General features: G+C 59.3%; 18 protein-coding genes and 1 riboswitch. Of the genes, 13 read left to right on the forward strand and 5 right to left on the reverse strand.

The window, feature by feature from the left end; genetic code table 11:
• Positions 1-19: 19 nt before the first annotated feature.
• From JW799_RS16820 to JW799_RS16830, 3 genes are all read left to right on the forward strand, one after another.
• Positions 20-433: a GtrA family protein gene (locus JW799_RS16820; RefSeq protein ID WP_205430770.1), complete on the forward strand. Its 414-nt coding sequence runs from the start codon at positions 20-22 to the stop codon at positions 431-433.
• Positions 434-601: 168 nt separating this feature from the next.
• The gene (locus tag JW799_RS16825) at positions 602-2,116 is read left to right on the forward strand and encodes a DnaD domain protein (protein WP_205430771.1); all 1,515 of its coding nucleotides are present in this window, start codon (positions 602-604) and stop codon (positions 2,114-2,116) included.
• Between the two features lie 19 nt (positions 2,117-2,135).
• Complete coding sequence (locus JW799_RS16830; RefSeq protein ID WP_080834042.1) at positions 2,136-3,080, forward strand: ATP-binding protein; 945 nt, start codon at positions 2,136-2,138, stop codon at positions 3,078-3,080.
• A 219-nt stretch (positions 3,081-3,299) separates the two neighbouring features.
• Here JW799_RS16830 and JW799_RS16835 read toward each other — a convergent pair whose 3' ends face one another.
• Both JW799_RS16835 and JW799_RS16840 read right to left on the reverse strand, forming a co-directional pair.
• Complete coding sequence (locus JW799_RS16835) at positions 3,300-3,596, reverse strand: transporter (RefSeq protein WP_080834040.1); 297 nt, start codon at positions 3,594-3,596, stop codon at positions 3,300-3,302.
• A gap of 55 nt (positions 3,597-3,651) precedes the next feature.
• Entirely contained in the window at positions 3,652-3,978 is a 327-nt protein-coding gene (locus tag JW799_RS16840) for a hypothetical protein (RefSeq protein ID WP_205430772.1), read from the reverse strand.
• 249 nt (positions 3,979-4,227) lie between these two features.
• On the opposite strand from JW799_RS16840, the gene JW799_RS16845 reads away from it, so the two are divergent.
• The 5 genes from JW799_RS16845 (at position 4,228) to JW799_RS16865 (ending at position 8,072) form a co-directional block, all read left to right on the forward strand.
• Positions 4,228-5,364 carry a sulfate ABC transporter substrate-binding protein gene (locus JW799_RS16845; protein WP_080834036.1) on the forward strand — a complete coding sequence of 379 codons (1,137 nt, stop codon included), beginning with the start codon at positions 4,228-4,230 and terminating at the stop codon, positions 5,362-5,364.
• A 40-nt stretch (positions 5,365-5,404) separates the two neighbouring features.
• Positions 5,405-6,244: a sulfate ABC transporter permease subunit CysT gene (gene cysT, locus JW799_RS16850; protein ID WP_080834034.1), complete on the forward strand. Its 840-nt coding sequence runs from the start codon at positions 5,405-5,407 to the stop codon at positions 6,242-6,244.
• Between the two features lie 12 nt (positions 6,245-6,256).
• Positions 6,257-7,132, forward strand: a complete 876-nt coding sequence (cysW, locus tag JW799_RS16855) for a sulfate ABC transporter permease subunit CysW (RefSeq protein WP_080834032.1) — start codon at positions 6,257-6,259, stop codon at positions 7,130-7,132.
• A 31-nt stretch (positions 7,133-7,163) separates the two neighbouring features.
• The gene (locus JW799_RS16860) at positions 7,164-7,367 is read left to right on the forward strand and encodes a YezD family protein (protein WP_080834030.1); all 204 of its coding nucleotides are present in this window, start codon (positions 7,164-7,166) and stop codon (positions 7,365-7,367) included.
• A 183-nt stretch (positions 7,368-7,550) separates the two neighbouring features.
• Positions 7,551-8,072: a Uma2 family endonuclease gene (locus JW799_RS16865; protein WP_080834028.1), complete on the forward strand. Its 522-nt coding sequence runs from the start codon at positions 7,551-7,553 to the stop codon at positions 8,070-8,072.
• 91 nt (positions 8,073-8,163) lie between these two features.
• Here JW799_RS16865 and JW799_RS16870 read toward each other — a convergent pair whose 3' ends face one another.
• Entirely contained in the window at positions 8,164-8,319 is a 156-nt protein-coding gene (locus JW799_RS16870) for a YqzM family protein (protein ID WP_139787140.1), read from the reverse strand.
• Positions 8,320-8,492: 173 nt separating this feature from the next.
• Between JW799_RS16870 and uvrC the strand changes: the two genes are divergently transcribed.
• Positions 8,493-10,523: an excinuclease ABC subunit UvrC gene (uvrC, locus tag JW799_RS16875; RefSeq protein WP_080834025.1), complete on the forward strand. Its 2,031-nt coding sequence runs from the start codon at positions 8,493-8,495 to the stop codon at positions 10,521-10,523.
• A 64-nt stretch (positions 10,524-10,587) separates the two neighbouring features.
• On the opposite strand, the gene JW799_RS16880 is transcribed toward uvrC, so the two are convergent.
• On the reverse strand, positions 10,588-11,376 hold the full coding sequence (locus JW799_RS16880) for a CPBP family intramembrane glutamic endopeptidase (RefSeq protein WP_205430773.1): 789 nt from the start codon (positions 11,374-11,376) through the stop codon (positions 10,588-10,590).
• Positions 11,328-12,311, reverse strand: coding sequence for a hypothetical protein (locus JW799_RS16885; RefSeq protein WP_205430774.1), 984 nt, complete (start codon positions 12,309-12,311; stop codon positions 11,328-11,330). Before JW799_RS16885 ends, JW799_RS16880 begins: the two co-directional genes overlap by 49 nt.
• Positions 12,312-12,588: 277 nt before the next feature.
• Positions 12,589-12,759: riboswitch (cyclic di-AMP (ydaO/yuaA leader) on the forward strand.
• A 126-nt stretch (positions 12,760-12,885) separates the two neighbouring features.
• Here JW799_RS16885 and JW799_RS16890 point away from each other — a divergent pair.
• The 4 genes from JW799_RS16890 (at position 12,886) to JW799_RS16905 (ending at position 17,244) form a co-directional block, all read left to right on the forward strand.
• Positions 12,886-14,229: a TrkH family potassium uptake protein gene (locus tag JW799_RS16890; RefSeq protein WP_205430776.1), complete on the forward strand. Its 1,344-nt coding sequence runs from the start codon at positions 12,886-12,888 to the stop codon at positions 14,227-14,229.
• An 18-nt stretch (positions 14,230-14,247) separates the two neighbouring features.
• On the forward strand, positions 14,248-15,588 hold the full coding sequence (locus JW799_RS16895) for a TrkH family potassium uptake protein (RefSeq protein ID WP_205430778.1): 1,341 nt from the start codon (positions 14,248-14,250) through the stop codon (positions 15,586-15,588).
• Positions 15,589-15,603: 15 nt separating this feature from the next.
• Positions 15,604-16,266: a potassium channel family protein gene (locus JW799_RS16900; RefSeq protein ID WP_080834016.1), complete on the forward strand. Its 663-nt coding sequence runs from the start codon at positions 15,604-15,606 to the stop codon at positions 16,264-16,266.
• A gap of 93 nt (positions 16,267-16,359) precedes the next feature.
• Entirely contained in the window at positions 16,360-17,244 is an 885-nt protein-coding gene (locus tag JW799_RS16905) for a polysaccharide deacetylase family protein (RefSeq protein ID WP_205430780.1), read from the forward strand.
• Positions 17,245-17,258: the final 14 nt, after the last annotated feature.

Below are 17,258 nucleotides of genomic sequence, written 5' to 3' on the forward strand. Positions count from 1 at the left end.
CGGATCGGAGCGGTGCGGAATGGCAAATAAGGAATGGCTGCGGGTGGCGAAATACGGCCTTGTGGGCGTTGCGAACACGGGCGTGGATTTCGCCGTTTTTGCGGCTTTGGTATACGGATTCGGCGTCATGTCGGGAGTCGCGCAAATCGTTTCGTACGGCTGCGGCGTCGTCAACAGCTTCTGGCTGAACCGGCGCTGGACGTTTCGCGTTCAGGAGCGGGCGAATGCGGGGGAATGGGTTCGTTTCATGATCGTTAACGCGCTTTCGTTCGCCTGCGCCACCGGCGTGCTGCTCGGGCTGGAGCACGGGCTCGGCTTCGCGGCGTGGGCGGCCAAGCTGGTGTCGGTCGGGGCATCGCTCGCGGTCAATTACACCGGCACGAAGCTTTGGGTGTTTCGCGACGCGCAGCCGGCGCGGGACGTTCGGCGATAAGCCGTTCCGGCAGCTTCGCAAGCCGCTCCGGCCGATGCCGGCAAGCATGCAATCGGACTTCCGCAGGCGTCTTGCGGGGGTCTCTTTTTTGTCGGTCAGCGCCGCCTATGTTTATGCTACAATAGACTAACCTATAAATATTATGCGAAAAGAGTGGTCGGGCTCGCCATGCGCGTATCGAACCGGTTGGAATTTACGGAACATCATCGCTTTGTCGTCTATCGGGATTTCGCGCTGAGCGGGCTCGACCGAAAGATGCTGGTACAGCTGTATCAGCCGATGGTCGGCGCGTTTGCCGCAAGCTTTTATCAATTATTATATCAACATTTGGCCGGGGACCGGGTCGGCTACTCCGCGCTGGAAGCGCAGCGCAAGCTATTTCTCGGGTTGGACTTGGAGATGAGCCCGGACGGCAGGCAAACGCTGATCGAACAAGCCTCCAGGCTGGAGGCCGTCGGATTGATGCAAGTGTTTCGCCGGCACGATCCCGTCCAGGACGAAACGATTTACGAATACGCGCTGCAGCGGCCGCTCGGCGCGGCGGAGTTTTTCGCGACCGTTCACCTCGCTTTGCTGCTCCGCGACAAAATCGGGAAGATGGCGTTCGACGAGCTGCGCGAATCGCTGGCGCCGGCCAAGCCCTCCGGGCTGAGCCGATTTTTGAACCGGGAGGAGGCGACCGTCCCGTTTTACGAGATTTTTCGCCTGAGCGCCGGGTCGGCCGATTCCGGGTTCGAGGAAGCGGTCGCGGAGAGCGCCGCCGGAACCGAGCGAAATCGCGCCGTGCGGCCTCCGGAGCGGATCCGCCACGCCGACATGCTGCTCCGGTTTCCGCGCAGCTCGCCGAACCGCCGCTTCGTCGAACGGCTGTACAGAGCTCCGGAAACGATGGACCAATTGAACTATTTGGCTTACAAATACGATTTGGAAGTGCCGGAAATTTGCCGCTTGCTGAACGAGGACGGGGTTTTCTTCGAGGACGGCACGCTGCGCTGGGAGGAGCTTCAGGCGAAGGCGAATCTGATGTACCGGCAAGACCGGAAGCGGGAAGAGGAACGCGAACGCCTCCTGGCCCGGACGGGCACGGCCGAGGCGGAAACGCCGGGTTACGCGCCCGAAACCGGCGATTTCGACCGCGGGGCTTCCGGCGTTCCGCCGTTCGCGATCCCGGACCGCTTCGGCATGAAAACGTCCGTCGAAACGTACAATCGGATGCTGCGCAACGAGCCCTACACCCGGATGCTGCAGCGCTATTTTCCGGGGGCCGTGCCGGACGCGTTCGTGCGCATTTTCGAAAGGGTCGACCTGAATTACAAGCTGCCCGAACCGGTCATCAACGTTCTCATCCATTATGTGTTCGGCATGAACCATACGCAGCGATTGACGAAAAATTTCATCGACTCGATCGCCTCCAACATGCTCGCCAAAGGCATCGACACGTTCGAAAAAGCGGCGGTTTACGTGCGCGAGCAGGAAAAGCTGAACGAGACGCTGGAGCGGAGAAGACGGGGCGAAGACGATGCGTCCAAGGGCTCGGCCGCGGGCGGCGGCCGCGGGCGAACCGGCCCGCGCCGCAAGCCGGCGATGACGGTGGTGGAGGACCGCGGACCGAAGGAGGAGATTCCTCCCGAGGAAGTCGAGAAAATGCGCGAGCTAGTGCGCAAATTGAAGGATAAAGGCTGACGGAAGGGAGGAGAGAGCCATGGAGTCGCTGGGAGACGTCATCCGCGGTTGGAGAAAAGCGTCGGAGCTGCAAAACGTCGAGCAGTTGGCCGAACGCGTGCTGAGGGACCCGCTCGTGATGAAGCTTCGTTCCCGCTATCCCGGGCTGGACGAGCGGACGCTCAGAATCAATATGAACCGGCTGCATCAATGCGCGGCCGAATACCGCAATTGCAAGGAATGCCCGGGGCTTGAGCGTTGTCCGAACGATATGCAGGGGCACTATACCCGCATCACGTGCGACCAGGTGAACGGCCGCTGGCAGCTGTACGACCACAAAGCCGCCTGCCCGAAATGGACCGCGTACGAGCAGCAGGAGCAGCTTCGGCGCCGGATTACGAGCTTAAACGCCAACATCGATTTCGACGCCGATTACGACCTGGAGGAAATGTTCGACCTCGATCCCGAACGGATCAATGCCGTTCATCAGATGCTCGCCTACATCGACCGGACGCAGGAGCAAGGCTTGCAGAAAAAAGGGCTGTTCCTGATGGGAAGCTTCGGCACGGGCAAGACGTACATGGCCGCCTTTTTGCTTCATAAGCTGGCCAAAGCGGGGTACTCGGGCGTGATCGTCTACATGCCGGAGTTCGTGGAAGACGCCAAGGCTCTCATGATGGAGCCGCAAAAGCTGAAGGAAACGCTGACGCTGATGAAGGAAGCCGATCTGCTCGTCTTCGACGATATCGGCGCGGAAAATTTGAGCCCGTGGGTGCGCGATCATGTGCTCGGGGCCATCCTGAACGCGCGCATGAACCGCAAGCCGACCTTTTACACGTCGAACCACGACTTCGACTCGCTGGAACGGCATTTCAGCTTCACGCACAAGGAAGGCGAGGAAATGCATAAAGGCCAACGGCTGATGGACCGGATCCGTCCCTTCGTCGAAGTCGTTCACGTCCGCGGGCGGAACCATCGCGGGTAAGCGGGAAGCGTTCCGAACCGTCGGGGAAAATGGCAGCCAAACGACCGCAACTCCTCTTATCCCCCATCTCCTGGTTAACGGAGATGGGGGTTCGCTATTTCGCCCCATGGCCCCTTTTCAAAATGTAACGGAAATCAGAGCCCTTATTTCCTCGTTTCTCCCCGTTTTCGCGCCGAATTTCCGCAAATCGCATATTCCATTTCCGTTATATTCCCCAGATCAGAAGCAGGAAAACGAATCGATTCGCCGCGTGTCGAAGCCGGAAAAAACCCAGGTCCAGCCGGTCCACCGGAAGCCCGAGACCGACGTGCTGCCGACGAAAATCGGGTAAAACCAAAATCCGGGACCGCTGGTCGGCCAAATGTAGGTGTTGCGAAACAGGCAGCCGGTAATCGCGCCGGGATCGACGGCGAGCAGCGAGGCTTGCTGCTGGGGTCTCGGAGGCGCCGAAAGCGGCGGCGGCGCGGTCGGGGGCTGCTGGGTGCCTTGGGGTCCGAAAGGCGGCATGAAGGCCATAAGTCATCGCTCCTTAAGAATCAAAGTAGAATGGCGAAGCTTTGTGCAACTCGGGTTAAAGCAAAGAAATCGCCAGCAGATTGAACAGAACGAGCGGCAGGATGAAATTGCCGTACGGGCCCGGACCGCCGAAAGGGCCGGGAAAGAAGGCGCGGTCCGTTCTTTCCGCGGACAGCCTCAAGTACAGAACGCCTTTGTCGCAATGCACGATGTGGCCTTCGAAGACGTCGCCGTCCATCGTTTCCACCATGACCGGCCGGTTCAGGTGGGGGGCGCACACCCGGTGCACGTGATCCTGAACGGATTTCAAATGCCGCGTCAGCTCGGGATCGGGCTTATAAATATATTTCTGCTCTGCGGGGAAGGCGTTCGCCACGCTCATTTTCAAAACCTCCGTTAATCGTTGTGAACAGTCGGTTCATTCTATGCGAATGCCCAGTTCGGGGTGCGCGGTTGAAAATTTCGCCGGAGCGAGTCGGTTTTTGCCGCGAAATGGCTTTTTTTCATAAGCTAATTTGATAAATGATTTTAAATTTTGTTATTGACAGTTTTCCAACCCGAATGCTATTATTTCAAGCAAATACCAAAACATACTAAACGGGTAGGAATTAACGGAAAGGGAGAATGGTCAATGAAAAGAAGGAACGGCTTCAAATCGGCAAGCTTGCTCGTCGTTTTCGCGCTTTTGATTTCCGCGTTATCCGCATGCGGCGGCGGCAGCAACAACAACGGAGGCGGCGCGGCCAGCCCTTCGGCATCCCCGTCGGCCAGTCCGGCCGAAAGCGCGTCCCCGAGCGGATCGGCTTCGCCGTCGGGCAGCGAAAAACCGGCCCCGATCGACGCCGAGCTGCTTAACGTATCCTACGATCCGACCCGCGAGCTGTACGAAGAATTCAACAAGAGCTTCGCGGACTATTGGAAGCAGGAGAACGGCGGGACGGTTACGATCAAGCAGTCGCACGGGGGCTCCGGCAAGCAAGCCCGTTCGGTCATCGACGGCCTGGAAGCGGACGTCGTAACGCTCGCGCTCGCCTACGATATCGACGAGGTGGCGGCGGCAGGGCTGCTCGATGCTGAGTGGCAGCAGCAATTCGAGCAAAACAGCACGCCGTACACGTCGACGATCGTCTTCCTCGTGCGCAAAGGCAATCCGAAGGGCATCCAGGATTGGGGCGATCTCGTCAAGGAAGGGATTCAAGTCATCACCCCGAACCCGAAAACGTCGGGCGGCGCAAGATGGAACTATCTCGCGGCATGGGGCTACGCGACGCAGACGCTCGGCTACGACGAAGCGCAAACGAAGGATTTTCTGAAAGCCTTGTTCCAGAACGTGCCGGTCCTCGACACGGGCGCTCGCGGCTCGACGACGACGTTCGTTGAAAAAGGCATCGGCGACGTACTGCTCGCATGGGAGAACGAAGCGTATTTGGCGCTCAAGGAGTTCGGCGACGATTTCGAAATCGTCACGCCTTCGATAAGCATTTTGGCTGAACCCCCGGTCGCGATCGTCGATAAAACGGTAGACAAAAAAGGCACCCGCGAAGTCGCGGAAGCATATCTGAATTACCTGTACTCGGAGCAGGGCCAGGAAATCGCGGCGAAAAACTTTTACCGGCCGCGCCTTCAATCGGTCGCCGACAAATACAAGGATCAGTTCCCGGCTCTCAATCTGCTGACGATCGACGAAGATTTCGGCGGCTGGGCGGAAGCGCAAAAAACGCACTTCGCCGACGGCGGCACGTTCGATCAGATTTATACGGCCGGGTGACGGAAAGCGAAGCAAACGCGAGAGGGGTTAACGCGAAGACATGACCGCATCGATTCGCAAGCCAAAAAGAGTGCTGCCGGGCTTTCGGCTCACGACGGGGATTACGATCACGTATTTGAGCCTGATCGTCCTCATTCCGCTCGCAGCTTTGGTCGTGAAGTCGGCCGACCTGAGTCCGGCGCAGTGGTGGAGCACCATCACGCAGCCGCGGGTCGTCGCCTCCTATAAGCTTAGCTTGATGACCGCGTTTTTTGCCGGGATCGTCAATATGGTGTTCGGACTGCTGCTCGCCTGGGTGCTCGTCCGCTACAAGTTCCCCGGCAAGACTATCGTCGACGGCCTCATCGATTTGCCGTTTGCGCTGCCGACCGCGGTGGCCGGCATCGCGCTGACGACGATCTACGCGCCGAAGGGCTGGGTCGGATCGCTGCTCGAGCCGCTCGGCGTCAAAGTCGCGTATACGCCGATCGGCATTACGATCGCGCTCATTTTTATCGGCATCCCGTTCGTCGTCCGCACCGTCCAGCCGGTGCTGCAGGATCTCGACAAGGATACGGAGGAAGCGGCCGCCCTGCTCGGGGCCCACCGTTTCCGGACGTTCCGCAAGGTCATCTTTCCGGAGCTGGTGCCGCCGCTGCTCACGGGCTTTGCGATGGCTTTCGCCCGCGGGATCGGGGAATACGGCTCGGTCGTCTTCATCTCGGGAAACATGCCGCTCAAGACGGAAATCGCGCCGCTGCTCATCGTCACGAAGCTGGAGCAGTTCGAATACGGCCAGGCGGCCGCCGTCGCCGTCGTCCTGCTGGTCATGTCGTTTCTTCTGCTGCTGTTGATCAACGTCCTGCAACGGTGGAGCAACCGCCGTTTGCGCTCGGCTTAGGGGGGATAACCGATGGCGGGTATCGTCACCAATCCTCTCGGCCGCAAAAAACGCGCGCCTTCGCCCAAGCATTTGACCGAGTCCGGCTTCGTCCGGTTCGCGCTGATCGGCATCGCGCTGCTCTTTCTCGGACTCATCGTCGTGCTGCCGATGATTTCGGTGCTGGCGGAAGCGTTCCGGAAAGGCTGGGGAGCCTATGTCGACGCCCTGGCCGACCCCGACGCGATGGCTGCCTTAAGGCTCACGCTCGTGACCGCGCTGATTGCCGTGCCTCTCAATACGATTTTCGGCGTCGCCGCCGCCTGGGCCGTCACCAAATTCAAGTTTCGCGGCAAAAACCTGCTCGTCACGCTGATCGATTTGCCGTTTGCAGTCTCTCCCGTCATCAGCGGCTTGATTTACATCCTGCTGTTCGGCGCCCAAGGGTTTCTCGGCCCGTGGCTGCAGGAGCACGATATCAAAATCGTGTTCGCCACGCCGGGAATCGTCCTCGCGACGATGTTCGTCACGTTTCCGTTCGTCGCCCGCGAGCTTATTCCGCTGATGGAGGCCCAAGGCGCGCAGGACGAAGAAGCGGCGGTCAGTCTCGGCGCTCGGGGCTGGAGAGTGTTCCGCAAGGTCACGCTCCCGAACATCAAATGGGGGCTGCTGTACGGGATGATACTTTGCAACGCCCGGGCGATGGGGGAATTCGGGGCCGTTTCCGTCGTCTCCGGACATATCCGGGGCGAGACGAACACGCTGCCGCTGCACATCGAGATTTTGTACAACGAGTATCAGTTTTCCGCTTCGTTTGCCGTCTCGTCTTTGCTGATGCTGCTTGCGATCGTGACGCTGATCGTCAAATCCGTGCTGGAAAACCGAATGAGCCGCGGTCACGAAGCTTAAGATTAAACGATCAAGGGGAGGAACTCGACATATGCCCAAACCATTGGAACTGTCGGAAAGCTGGGTAAACCGGATTACGGACGCGGTATCCGGCCTTCAGTACGGCACCGTCCAGATCATCGTGCATGACGGCCGCATCGTGCAAATCGAACGAACCGAACGGCGCAGGTTCGACGAAGTGGCGGAGCGGCGCTCGGCGCGGGACGGGGCGCAAGGAGAAGCGGCGGGAAAATAAACGGGATCATGTTCGACTTCCCTGGCAGCCTGGCTGTCAGGGAAGTTGTTTTATTTTGGGCTCAAGTACGGAAAAAGAAGCGGATGAAACGATCCTTTTCTCGACACGGTCCATCGTTGATCCTTCCGCACATATCCGATAAACTATCCATATATGTAAATTCTGCGCATTGGAGGACTCCGGATGGCTTTCGAATATCATTCGATCGACATGGAAGGGCGTTACGAAGTGTGGGACGGCGCGCAGGTCCTCCGGGAACCGAGTTCGCTCCCGCATGAATCGGTATTGGGACAGCTTCACCTGATTCTGCAGCAATTCGTTAATCGTCACCGGACAGGCCGGGTGTTCCTCTCGAATGCGGCCGTATACGCCCACGGCGAAACGGGCGATTACGTGATGCCCGATCTGACCTATGTTTCGAACGAGCGCAGACATCTGCTGCGGCCGAACGGCATTTTCGGAGCGCCCGATTTGATCATCGAGATCGTGTCTCCCGGCTTGCGGAACGCCACGCGGGACGCGGTCGACAAGTTCAGGCTTTACGAGCGGCACGGAGTTCGCGAATATTGGATGGTCGATTACATCGAGCGTCAAATCTATATGCACGGGCTTGCGGACGGAAAGTACGAGCCGATCGGGCGGTCGGACGTGCTGCCCGGCATCGAGCTTCCGACGGAAACGATCTTTCGGGATATCGACTTCTGACGGTCAGTCCGGCAATCGTTGCGACTCAAAAAGAAGAAGCCGCCCGGAAACCCTGTAAAGGTTCCGGACGGCTTTTCGGCGTTGGACCGTCTCAGTCGGTGATGATAAACTTGACGATGACCGCGATCGTGAACACGATGAACATAAAGCCGAACATGCCGCCGAACCCGTAAACGAGATCCTTCAAATCGTCGCGGGGCTCTTCGTTCACGTGCAGCCGTGGATCTTGTACGTTAGCGTTCTCCATGGGGAAGCCTCCTGAAAACATCATTAGCTTCAGTATACCCAACTTCGCATTTTGTTGTAAAGCGTTTGCGCGGACAAGTTGCGGAATTTTGCGCATGTCCGGGGTGTGATACAATAATAATCAAATCGGCATCATCGTCTGTTATTTTAGATGCAAGGAGGCGCTCCCAAGCGATGGATACGCCGCAGCAAATCCCGACGGTTCTGTTTTCGGACCCCGCAGAGGCGAAGGAAAACATCCGCCGCAAGCTGGCGCTGCTGCCCGATCAGCCGGGCTGTTATTTGATGAAAAACGGCGAGGGCACCATCATATACGTCGGCAAGGCCAAAGTGCTGAAAAATCGCGTCCGCTCGTATTTCAGCGGCAGCCATAACGCGAAAACCCAGCGGCTCGTCGCGGAAATCCGCGATTTCGAATATATCGTCACCGCGAGCAATACGGAGGCCCTCATTCTCGAGTGCAACCTGATCAAGGAGCATCATCCGCGCTACAACGTGCTGCTCAAGGACGACAAGACGTTCCCGTATTTGAAAATCACGAACGAGACGCATCCGAAGCTTGAGGTCACGCGGAAAATCGTCAAAGACAAAGGCAAATATTTCGGACCGTATCCGAACGCGTACGCGGCCCAAGAAACGAAAAAGCTGCTCGACAAGCTGTATCCGCTGCGGAAATGCCGCACCCTGCCGGACAAGGTTTGCCTTTACTACCACCTGGGCCAATGCCTGGCGCCGTGCGAATTTCCGGTCGAGCCGTCCGAATACGAACGGATGACGGGCGAAATCACGAAATTTTTGAACGGCGGACACCGGGAAATCAAAAAACAGCTCCAGCAAAAAATGGAGCAAGCCGCCGAGGAGCTGGCGTTCGAGCGCGCGAAGGAGTACCGCGACCAGATCGCGGCGATCGAGGCGACGATGGAGAAGCAGACGATTACGATGGCGGACGCCAAAGACCGCGACGTATTCGGCTACGCCGTCGACAAGGGCTGGATGTGCGTGCAAATTCTGTACATGCGCCAAGGGAAAATGATTCAGCGCCACGTCTCCGTTTTTCCGTATTACGGCGAGCCGTACGACGACTTTCTGACGTATTTGACGCAGTATTACAGCGACAATCCGGCGCTGCCGCGCGAGGTGCTGCTGCCCGCGCCGCCGGAGGAGGAGGCCGCGCGGAACGCGGAGCAAGCGGACGCGGCATCCGAAGCGGAAGACGCCGCCGCGGCGGCAACGGGCGAATCCGCGGAAGCGTTCGCGGACGGAGCCGTGCCCGGGGAAGGCGAAGGCGCGGTGCCGGAGGACGACGAGGACGAAGAGGATGAAGCGCACGGGGAAGGCGGCGACATCGTCGCCTCGCTGCGCAATTGGCTGCGCATCAAGGTGAGGGTGCCGAAACGGGGCTCGAAGCGCAAGCTCGTATCGATGGCCTGCGGCAACGCGCGGATGGCGCTGGAGGAGAAGTTCAGGCTCATCGAGCGGGACGAGGAACGCAGCGTCAAGGCGGCGCAAGGGCTCGCCGAGCGCATCGGCATTCCGTCCGCGAGCCGCATCGAAGCGTTCGACAACTCCAACATCCAGGGGACGTCGCCGGTTTCCGCGATGGTCGTCTTTACCAACGGCAAGCCGGACAAGAAAGAATACCGCAAATACAACGTGCGGACGGTCACCGGACCGGACGACTACGAGACGATGCGGGAAGTGATCCGCCGCCGCTACGAGCGCGTGCTGAAGGAAAACTTGCCGCTCCCGGACCTGATCGTCGTCGACGGCGGCAAAGGGCAAATCGCGTCCGCGCTGGACGTGCTCGTCAACGAGCTGGGGCTGGATGTGCCGGTATGCGGCCTCGCCAAGGACGAGAAGCACCGGACCGCCGAGCTGCTCGTCGGCGATCCCCCGGAAGCCGTGCCGCTGCCGCGCGACAGCCAGGAGTTTTATTTGCTTCAGCGGATTCAGGACGAGGTGCACCGGTTCGCGATTACGTTCCACCGCGAAAAACGGGCGAAATCGATGGTCGCCTCGGCGCTCGACGCGATTCCCGGCATCGGCGAAAAGCGGCGCAAGCAGCTGCTCAAGCATTTCGGCTCGCTTAAGGCGATCCGCGAAGCGTCGGTCGAGGATTTCCGCGCCGTCTCGATCGGGGAGGCGCTTGCGAAGCGGATTTTGGAGGCTTTGAACGAGGAGAGGCAAGAAGAGGGAAAGGCCTGATCATTCGATAAGGATCGGAAGCCCGGCGGCAAGCTGCAACGGCCTGCGCCGGGCTTTTGGTTTTCTAACGGCTCGGCGATGGCGGCCGGCTCCCGAATCGCCGGTGAAGCAGCCAGATCGCCCAGGCGACGAGCAGAGGCATCGCGAAGCTGAACAGTCCGCCCGCCAGATCGACGCGCAGGCCGTCGAACAGCATCTGCACGCCCATCAAAATCGAATTCACGGAAACGTGGGCGAAAATGACGGCGATCAGGCCGAACCGGAGCATGAACCAGCCGAACAGGCAGCCGATCAGGACAAGCTCGATCAATCGGGTGTGAACGGGATAGATCGCATAGCCGACATGCCCGAACGCCCATAGCAGCGAAGCCGGCAGCATCGCCGCGAACGTCAGCGCTTTCGCCGCCCGCGGAGACGGCTCCCGGCGCAGCAGCCGGCGAGCCCCGCCCGTCAGCCAGCGGCGGAACAGTCCGATGCCGAACAGCCGCGTCTGCAGCTCTTCCGAGATGCCCGCGCACCAGGCGAGCAGCGGCATCAGCCAAGGATACGTCATGTTGTAAGTCGATTGCGTGACGTCGGAGGAAGAGAACGACCCGAGCAAAAAGGTTAAAGCAAGCAGCGCGACGGATTGGACGCCGAGCACGATGAACGCCAGCAAGTAGCCCCGACCCATGCCGGCGAGCACCCGCCGGCCGTAGTCGGGCTGACGCCAGCTCGGCCACAAATCGCGGCCCGCCGATTTCCACAGGCCGTCGCCGGCGACCGCGGAGAAGTAAGTCAGGAGCGCCATCGCCGCGAGCATCATCAGATTGAAAACGATCGATCCGAACGCCGCCGCTTCCGGCTGCCCCATGCCGGATTCGATGGCCTGAGCCCGGAAGGCGGGCGCCATATTGAACGTAAAGGCCGCATACAAAACAAAAAACAAAGGGGCCAAAAAGGCCCCGCGCCGGTACGAGGTCCAACTGCTGTACGCCCCGAGTAGACGACCGCAAGAACGAGCAGGACGAGCTGCGGAAGCATGGAGCCGTAAATGGACAGGAGAGCGGCCTTTTCCTCCTGCGACTCCAAATACTGCATAAAGGATGCGGGCGGCAAAAGCCGGTACCGAAGCTCGCTCCCGGCGCGGTCGGGCAGGATGCCGTCTTCCGCTGCCGAGCTTTCCGCGCCGGTTCCGGAGGAAGCTTGCGAACGCTGCGCCGGCTTGACGAACACTTGCAGCTTCGCCTCTCCGAGCCCGGCTTTCCGGGACTGGAAGCCGACCGCGCCGTCCGCGGCGACTTCGCCCGTCGGTTCCCAGTCTTCCGCGGCGAAGCCCCATTCGGCCAACGTTTCGCGAGCCTGCCGGACAAGGAGGGCGGGATCTTCGTCCGCGCCGCCCGTCGATCGTCCTTCCGTCGCGTGGCGCCACGCGACGAGTTCCCCGGTTTTCATGTGAAGCGACAGTTCCAGCTTGCTTTCGGCTCCCAGCGGAATGTCCACGCGATAAACATCGGTGGGAAAGCGCTCGTCCCACGCGTCGTTATAAGCTTCGAGCAGCTTTTCTTTGGACAAGTAGCTCACGCCCTCGCTGTCGGACAGATGCGCTGCGCGCGCTTCCCCCAGGTCCGAAGCGGGAATGCCGAACCGAGCGGTTGCCGCTTCAAGCGCCGCCGACTTCGCTTCCTCGCGGGTCAGCATGCCGAAATCCCCGGAGTCCTGCAAGGAACCGAAATAAGGCGCCACTTGGATAAAAAAATACAAGACGAGACCGATGGCAGACCAAACGAGCCAACGCTTCGAAATCAAATTCGATCACTCCGCTCTTTCGAATCGTTCAGGTAAACGCATACACCGGACGCATAATTCTTTTTTTCTCGTTTTCCGCCCGATTGCTAGCTAAATTAACGAAAATAGAAGATAACCGCGAAGATTGATGCATCGCTCCCCGTTTCCGCCGCTTGCCGAAGCAATTAACGCTCCAAACTGCATTATTAGCCGGATTTGGCAGTTGTCCGCGTTAAGCGGAGAGACTATAATGCGATGGTATGTAATTTTGCATTCGATTATTATCGTTATTCCCTATCATACTAAACAGCCGAATTTCCGCAAGAAAACGGGGGAACCAAATGCCGCCGCCGCATTGGCGCCGCGGTCGGGGTGAATTCCTTGCGCGCGCAGGCGGCGCGCGGGATAGGGCTGCCTGTTCAGGCCCGAACCCGTCAGCTAACCTCGTAGGCTGCAGCCGAACAGGACTCAGTGTGCGAAGACACCGGAGTGCCGGTGTCTTTTTTTGCGATTTCGGAAAGATTAAGGGTGAACTTTTCGCCCTCACGGGTTTGGACGGAACGGATGACGCTTGACTTCGAACGAGGTGACCGACTTGTACAAAAAAGCCGTTCGCTGGCTTTATGCTTCGCCTTATCGCACCCTGGTATTCGGCTTCGCGTTCCTTATCGCGGTCGGGGCCGTGCTGCTCAAGCTGCCGGTTTCCGTCGTGAGCGGCCAAACGCTGAGCTGGATCGACGCCTGGTTCACTTCGGTTTCCGCCCTGTGCGTGACCGGTCTCGTCGTGGTGGATACCGGAACTCATTTTTCCGCGTTTGGCCACTGGGTTCTTCTGATCCTGATCCAGGTCGGAGGACTCGGCTTCATGACGATGGGAACGCTGTTCGCTCTCATGCTTCGGCGCAAGGTTTCGCTGCGGGACCGGCTTGCGCTGCAGGAATCCCTGAATCAGAACACTTTGGAGGGGCTGGTCCGGCTCGTGCGCAAAGTCGTGCTGTATGCGCTGACGATCGAAGCGGTCGGCTCGCTGCTTTACGCGATCCGGTTCATGGAGGAAATGAGCCTCGGACGCGCGCTGTACTACGGCATTTTTCACGGGGTATCGGTATTCAACAACGCCGGGTTCGATCTGTTCGGCGATTTTCGCAGCATGTCCGATTACGTTTCCGATCCTTACATGAACGTCATTTCCATCATTTTGATCCTTTGCGGAAGCCTGGGCTTCGTCGTCCTGGCGGATTTGGTCGAGTGGCCGCAGCGCAAACGGCTGTCGCTTCATTCCAAGGTCGTGCTGAGCGTCACCGTTCTGCTGTTCGTCGGGGGCGCGATCGTCATTTTCATTTTCGAATATACGAACGAGAAAACGTTCGGGCCGTTAAACTTCGGCAACCAGCTCCTTGCCGCGCTGCTGCATTCGGCAACGCCGCGGTCGGCCGGCGTCACCACGCTCAACATGTACGACATGCGCCAGGCGACGCAGTTTTTTATCGTCTGGCTGATGTTTATCGGCGCGTCGCCCGGCTCGACGGGCGGCGGAATCAAGACGACGTCGTTCGCGGTGCTGGTCGCCGCCGTTTACGCGGTCATCCGGGGGAAAACGGACGTCGTTCTGTTTCGCCACCGTCTCGGCCAAACCCAGGTGTACAAGGCGATCATGATCACCTTTTTCTCTCTTGCGATTCTCGTGGCGGCGACGATGATCCTGTCCGTAACGGAAAACGCGTCGTTCATGGGCGTCCTGTTCGAAGCCACCTCCGCGTTCGCTACCGTGGGGCTTTCGATGGGGTTGACGACGGAGCTGTCGACGGCGGGGAAAATCATCATTATGCTGCTGATGTTCGTCGGCCGGGTCGGTCCGTATACGCTCTCCTTCGCGCTCGCCGCCCGGGAAAATCGCTCGCTGTACCGGCATGCGGAAGGGAAGATCATCATTGGATAAAATGCGAGGTGAAGAGCCATGAAAGCGGCCTTCAAGTGGTTGACGGCATCGCCGCCGCGGCTGCTGGTGCTCGGATTCGCGTGCATCATCTTCATCGGCTCGCAGCTGCTGCGGCTGCCCGCCGCGTCCGCGACGGGGGAGGCGACGCCCTGGCTCGACGCGCTGTTCACGGCGACTTCGGCTACCTGCGTGACGGGGCTCGTCGTCGTCGATACGGGCACGCACTATTCCGTATTCGGCCAGCTGGTTATTCTGGTTCTCATTCAGGTCGGCGGGCTCGGCTTCATGACGATGGCTACGCTGTTCGCCATTTTTCTGAAGCGGCGCATCTCGCTCAAGGAGCGGCTCATCCTGCAGGAAGCGCTCAACCAGACGAGCATCGAAGGCATCGTGCGGCTCGTTCGCCGCGTCGTCGTCTACGCGTTGTCGATCGAGGCCGCCGGAGCGGTGCTGTTCACCGCGAGATTCATGTTCGACGTCAGCCCGGGCCGCGCGGCGTATCTCGGCGTTTTTCATGCGATTTCCTTCTTCAACAACGCCGGCTTCGATATTATGGGCGATTACCGGAGCCTGACGATGTACGCGGGGGATCCGCTCGTCAACATCGTTTCGATGCTGCTCATCGTCTCGGGCGGGCTCGGCTTCGTCGTGCTGTCGGATTTGGCGGATTTCAAAAAAACGAGGCGTCTGACGCTGCATTCCAAAGTCGTGCTCAGCATGTCCGGGTTTCTGATTTTGTTCGGCGCGTTCGTCATCTTCATTTTCGAATACTCCAATCCGGACACGATGGGCCCGCTGACGTTCGGCGAGAAAATATTGGCCGCGTTCCTGCAGTCGGTTTCGCCTCGCACGGCGGGCGTCAACTCGCTCGATATCGCTTCGCTCCGCCAGGCGACCCAATTTTTCATCATCCTGTATATGTTTATCGGGGCGTCGCCGGGCTCGACGGGCGGGGGGATCAAGACGACGACGTTCGCCGCGCTGCTCGGCGCCGTGTGGGCGATGATCCGGGGCAAGCAGGACGTGGCGATGTTCCGGTACCGCCTCGCCCAGGAGCGGGTATATAAAGCGCTCACCATTACGCTTATATCGCTCGCCATCGTCCTGATCGGAACGATGATTCTTTCGACGACGCAGGACCGCCATTTTTTGATGATTTTATTCGAGGCGACGTCCGCGTTCGGCACGGTCGGCCTGTCGATGGGCTTGACGCTCGAGCTGACGGACGCGGGGAAAATCATGATTGTTTTGCTGATGTTTATCGGCAGATTGGGCCCGTTGACGATGGGCTATGCGCTCGGACCGAGAAAGGGCCGCGAGCTGTACCGCCACGCCGAAGGCAAAATTATGATCGGGTAGAGGAAGAGAGCGAACATGAAGCTGAATCAATTTGTCATTATCGGACTGGGACGTTTCGGGTCGAGCTTGGGCCGCGAGCTGATCGAGCTCGGCTTCGAGGTGCTCGGCGTGGACCGCGACGAGGAAAAGGTGCAGGAGATGAGCGGCGTCCTGACGCATGCGGTCGTTGCGGACGCAACGGAGGAGGAAGTTCTCCGTTCCATCGGCGCCCGCAATTTCGATTGCGGAGTCGTCGCGATCGGGGACGACATCCAGGCGAGCATTCTCGCGACGATTTTGCTAAAGGAGCTCGGCGTCAAAAAAGTCGTCGCCAAGGCGGTGAACGAGCTTCACGGCCGGGTGTTGGAGCGGCTTGGCGTCGACCGGATCATCTACCCCGAACGGGATATGGGCATTCGCGTGGCGCACCAGCTCGTCTCGCCGAATCTGCTCGATTACATCGAGCTTTCGAAGACGTACACGATCGCGGAATTGAACGTGCCGGACTGCCTGACGGGCAAATCGCTCTCCGAGGTCAATCCCCGCGGGCGCTTCGGCTGCAGCGTCGTGGCCATCAACAAGCCGAAAGGCATCATTATCGCCCCGACGGCCGAAGATTTGCTGGAGAAAAAAGACGTCATGGTCGTCATCGGGACGAACGAGCAAATCGAGCAATTTCAGGAATCGATCGAGAAATAGCCGCAGATCGGGCCAGATGCTTATGCATGATAAAAAGTCGTTCCGCTAACCCTATGGGAGGCGCAGGTTTCTCAAGGGAGTGGGGTGGTAGCGATGCTTATATCGGGATGGGGACGGCGCGCGCTGTTGCTGGGCTGCGCCGTTCTTTTGCTGTTCGCCGAAGGAGAAGGGGCGGCTGCGGGAACGAACGCGGAAGCGGGGCGTCTCGTTGGATCGGGAACGAACGCGGAAACGGAGCGTCTCGTTCGCGCGAACGAAAGCCGGCCGAAGCTAAATTGGGCCGATATGCAGCGAAGGTACAGAGGCGCGTTTATTTTATCCGCTCCGGGCCGCCCCCGTCAGGTGGCGCTGACGTTCGACGACGTGCCGGATCCGAGGTTTACGCCGCAGGTGCTGGATATTTTAAAGGAAAAAAGGGTGCATGCGACGTTTTTCGTCGTGGGGATGAAAGCGGCCAAGCATCCGGGATTGGTCAAGCGAATTCACGCCGAAGGGCATGCGATCGGCAACCATTCGTTCAGCCATCCGGATTTCTCGCGATTGTCCACGCGGAAAATGGTTTCCGAAATCGAACGGACGGGTGCGATTATCCGCAAGCAAATCGGGTTCGTCCCGAAGCTGATCCGTCCGCCGTACGGAGAGATTACGGAGCCGCAGTTGAAGTGGGCGATCTCGCAGGGCTATACCGTCGTCAATTGGAACGTTGACTCTCTCGATTGGCGTCAGCTTCAAGCGCCCGAAATTATCCGGAATGTGACCGAGGCGGTGCGGCCGGGTTCGATTATTTTGCTGCACGCGGGCGGAGGCGTCGGACAGGATTTGTCCGGCACGGTCGAGGCGCTGCCCCCGCTGATCGATTGGCTTCGCGCCAAAGGATACGAGCCGGTCGCGCTCACGGAAATGCTGGCCGTGCCGGAAAGCGGACCGCGAATCAGAGCGGCTTCGTGGCAGCTTCCATTTGCCTACGGTGCGGGGTAATTCGCGAATAACGG

It is taken from the genome of Cohnella algarum (assembly GCF_016937515.1).
Classification (GTDB): domain Bacteria; phylum Bacillota; class Bacilli; order Paenibacillales; family Paenibacillaceae; genus Cohnella; species Cohnella algarum.

What these genes read in the sequence shown, in the direction of transcription:
- JW799_RS16835 (WP_080834040.1), bottom strand. Translation starts at nt 3,596, where the DNA reads ATGGCCTTCATGCCGCCTTTCGGACCCCAAGGCACCCAGCAGCCCCCG.
- JW799_RS16905 (WP_205430780.1), top strand. Translation starts at nt 16,360, where the DNA reads ATGCTTATATCGGGATGGGGACGGCGCGCGCTGTTGCTGGGCTGCGCC.
- JW799_RS16845 (WP_080834036.1), top strand. Translation starts at nt 4,228, where the DNA reads ATGAAAAGAAGGAACGGCTTCAAATCGGCAAGCTTGCTCGTCGTTTTC.
- JW799_RS16825 (WP_205430771.1), top strand. Translation starts at nt 602, where the DNA reads ATGCGCGTATCGAACCGGTTGGAATTTACGGAACATCATCGCTTTGTC.
- cysT (WP_080834034.1), top strand. Translation starts at nt 5,405, where the DNA reads ATGACCGCATCGATTCGCAAGCCAAAAAGAGTGCTGCCGGGCTTTCGG.
- JW799_RS16820 (WP_205430770.1), top strand. Translation starts at nt 20, where the DNA reads ATGGCAAATAAGGAATGGCTGCGGGTGGCGAAATACGGCCTTGTGGGC.
- JW799_RS16840 (WP_205430772.1), bottom strand. Translation starts at nt 3,978, where the DNA reads ATGAGCGTGGCGAACGCCTTCCCCGCAGAGCAGAAATATATTTATAAG.
- JW799_RS16865 (WP_080834028.1), top strand. Translation starts at nt 7,551, where the DNA reads ATGGCTTTCGAATATCATTCGATCGACATGGAAGGGCGTTACGAAGTG.
- JW799_RS16860 (WP_080834030.1), top strand. Translation starts at nt 7,164, where the DNA reads ATGCCCAAACCATTGGAACTGTCGGAAAGCTGGGTAAACCGGATTACG.
- cysW (WP_080834032.1), top strand. Translation starts at nt 6,257, where the DNA reads ATGGCGGGTATCGTCACCAATCCTCTCGGCCGCAAAAAACGCGCGCCT.
- JW799_RS16870 (WP_139787140.1), bottom strand. Translation starts at nt 8,319, where the DNA reads ATGGAGAACGCTAACGTACAAGATCCACGGCTGCACGTGAACGAAGAG.
- JW799_RS16895 (WP_205430778.1), top strand. Translation starts at nt 14,248, where the DNA reads ATGAAAGCGGCCTTCAAGTGGTTGACGGCATCGCCGCCGCGGCTGCTG.
- JW799_RS16830 (WP_080834042.1), top strand. Translation starts at nt 2,136, where the DNA reads ATGGAGTCGCTGGGAGACGTCATCCGCGGTTGGAGAAAAGCGTCGGAG.
- JW799_RS16900 (WP_080834016.1), top strand. Translation starts at nt 15,604, where the DNA reads ATGAAGCTGAATCAATTTGTCATTATCGGACTGGGACGTTTCGGGTCG.
- uvrC (WP_080834025.1), top strand. Translation starts at nt 8,493, where the DNA reads ATGGATACGCCGCAGCAAATCCCGACGGTTCTGTTTTCGGACCCCGCA.
- JW799_RS16880 (WP_205430773.1), bottom strand. Translation starts at nt 11,376, where the DNA reads ATGGGGCAGCCGGAAGCGGCGGCGTTCGGATCGATCGTTTTCAATCTG.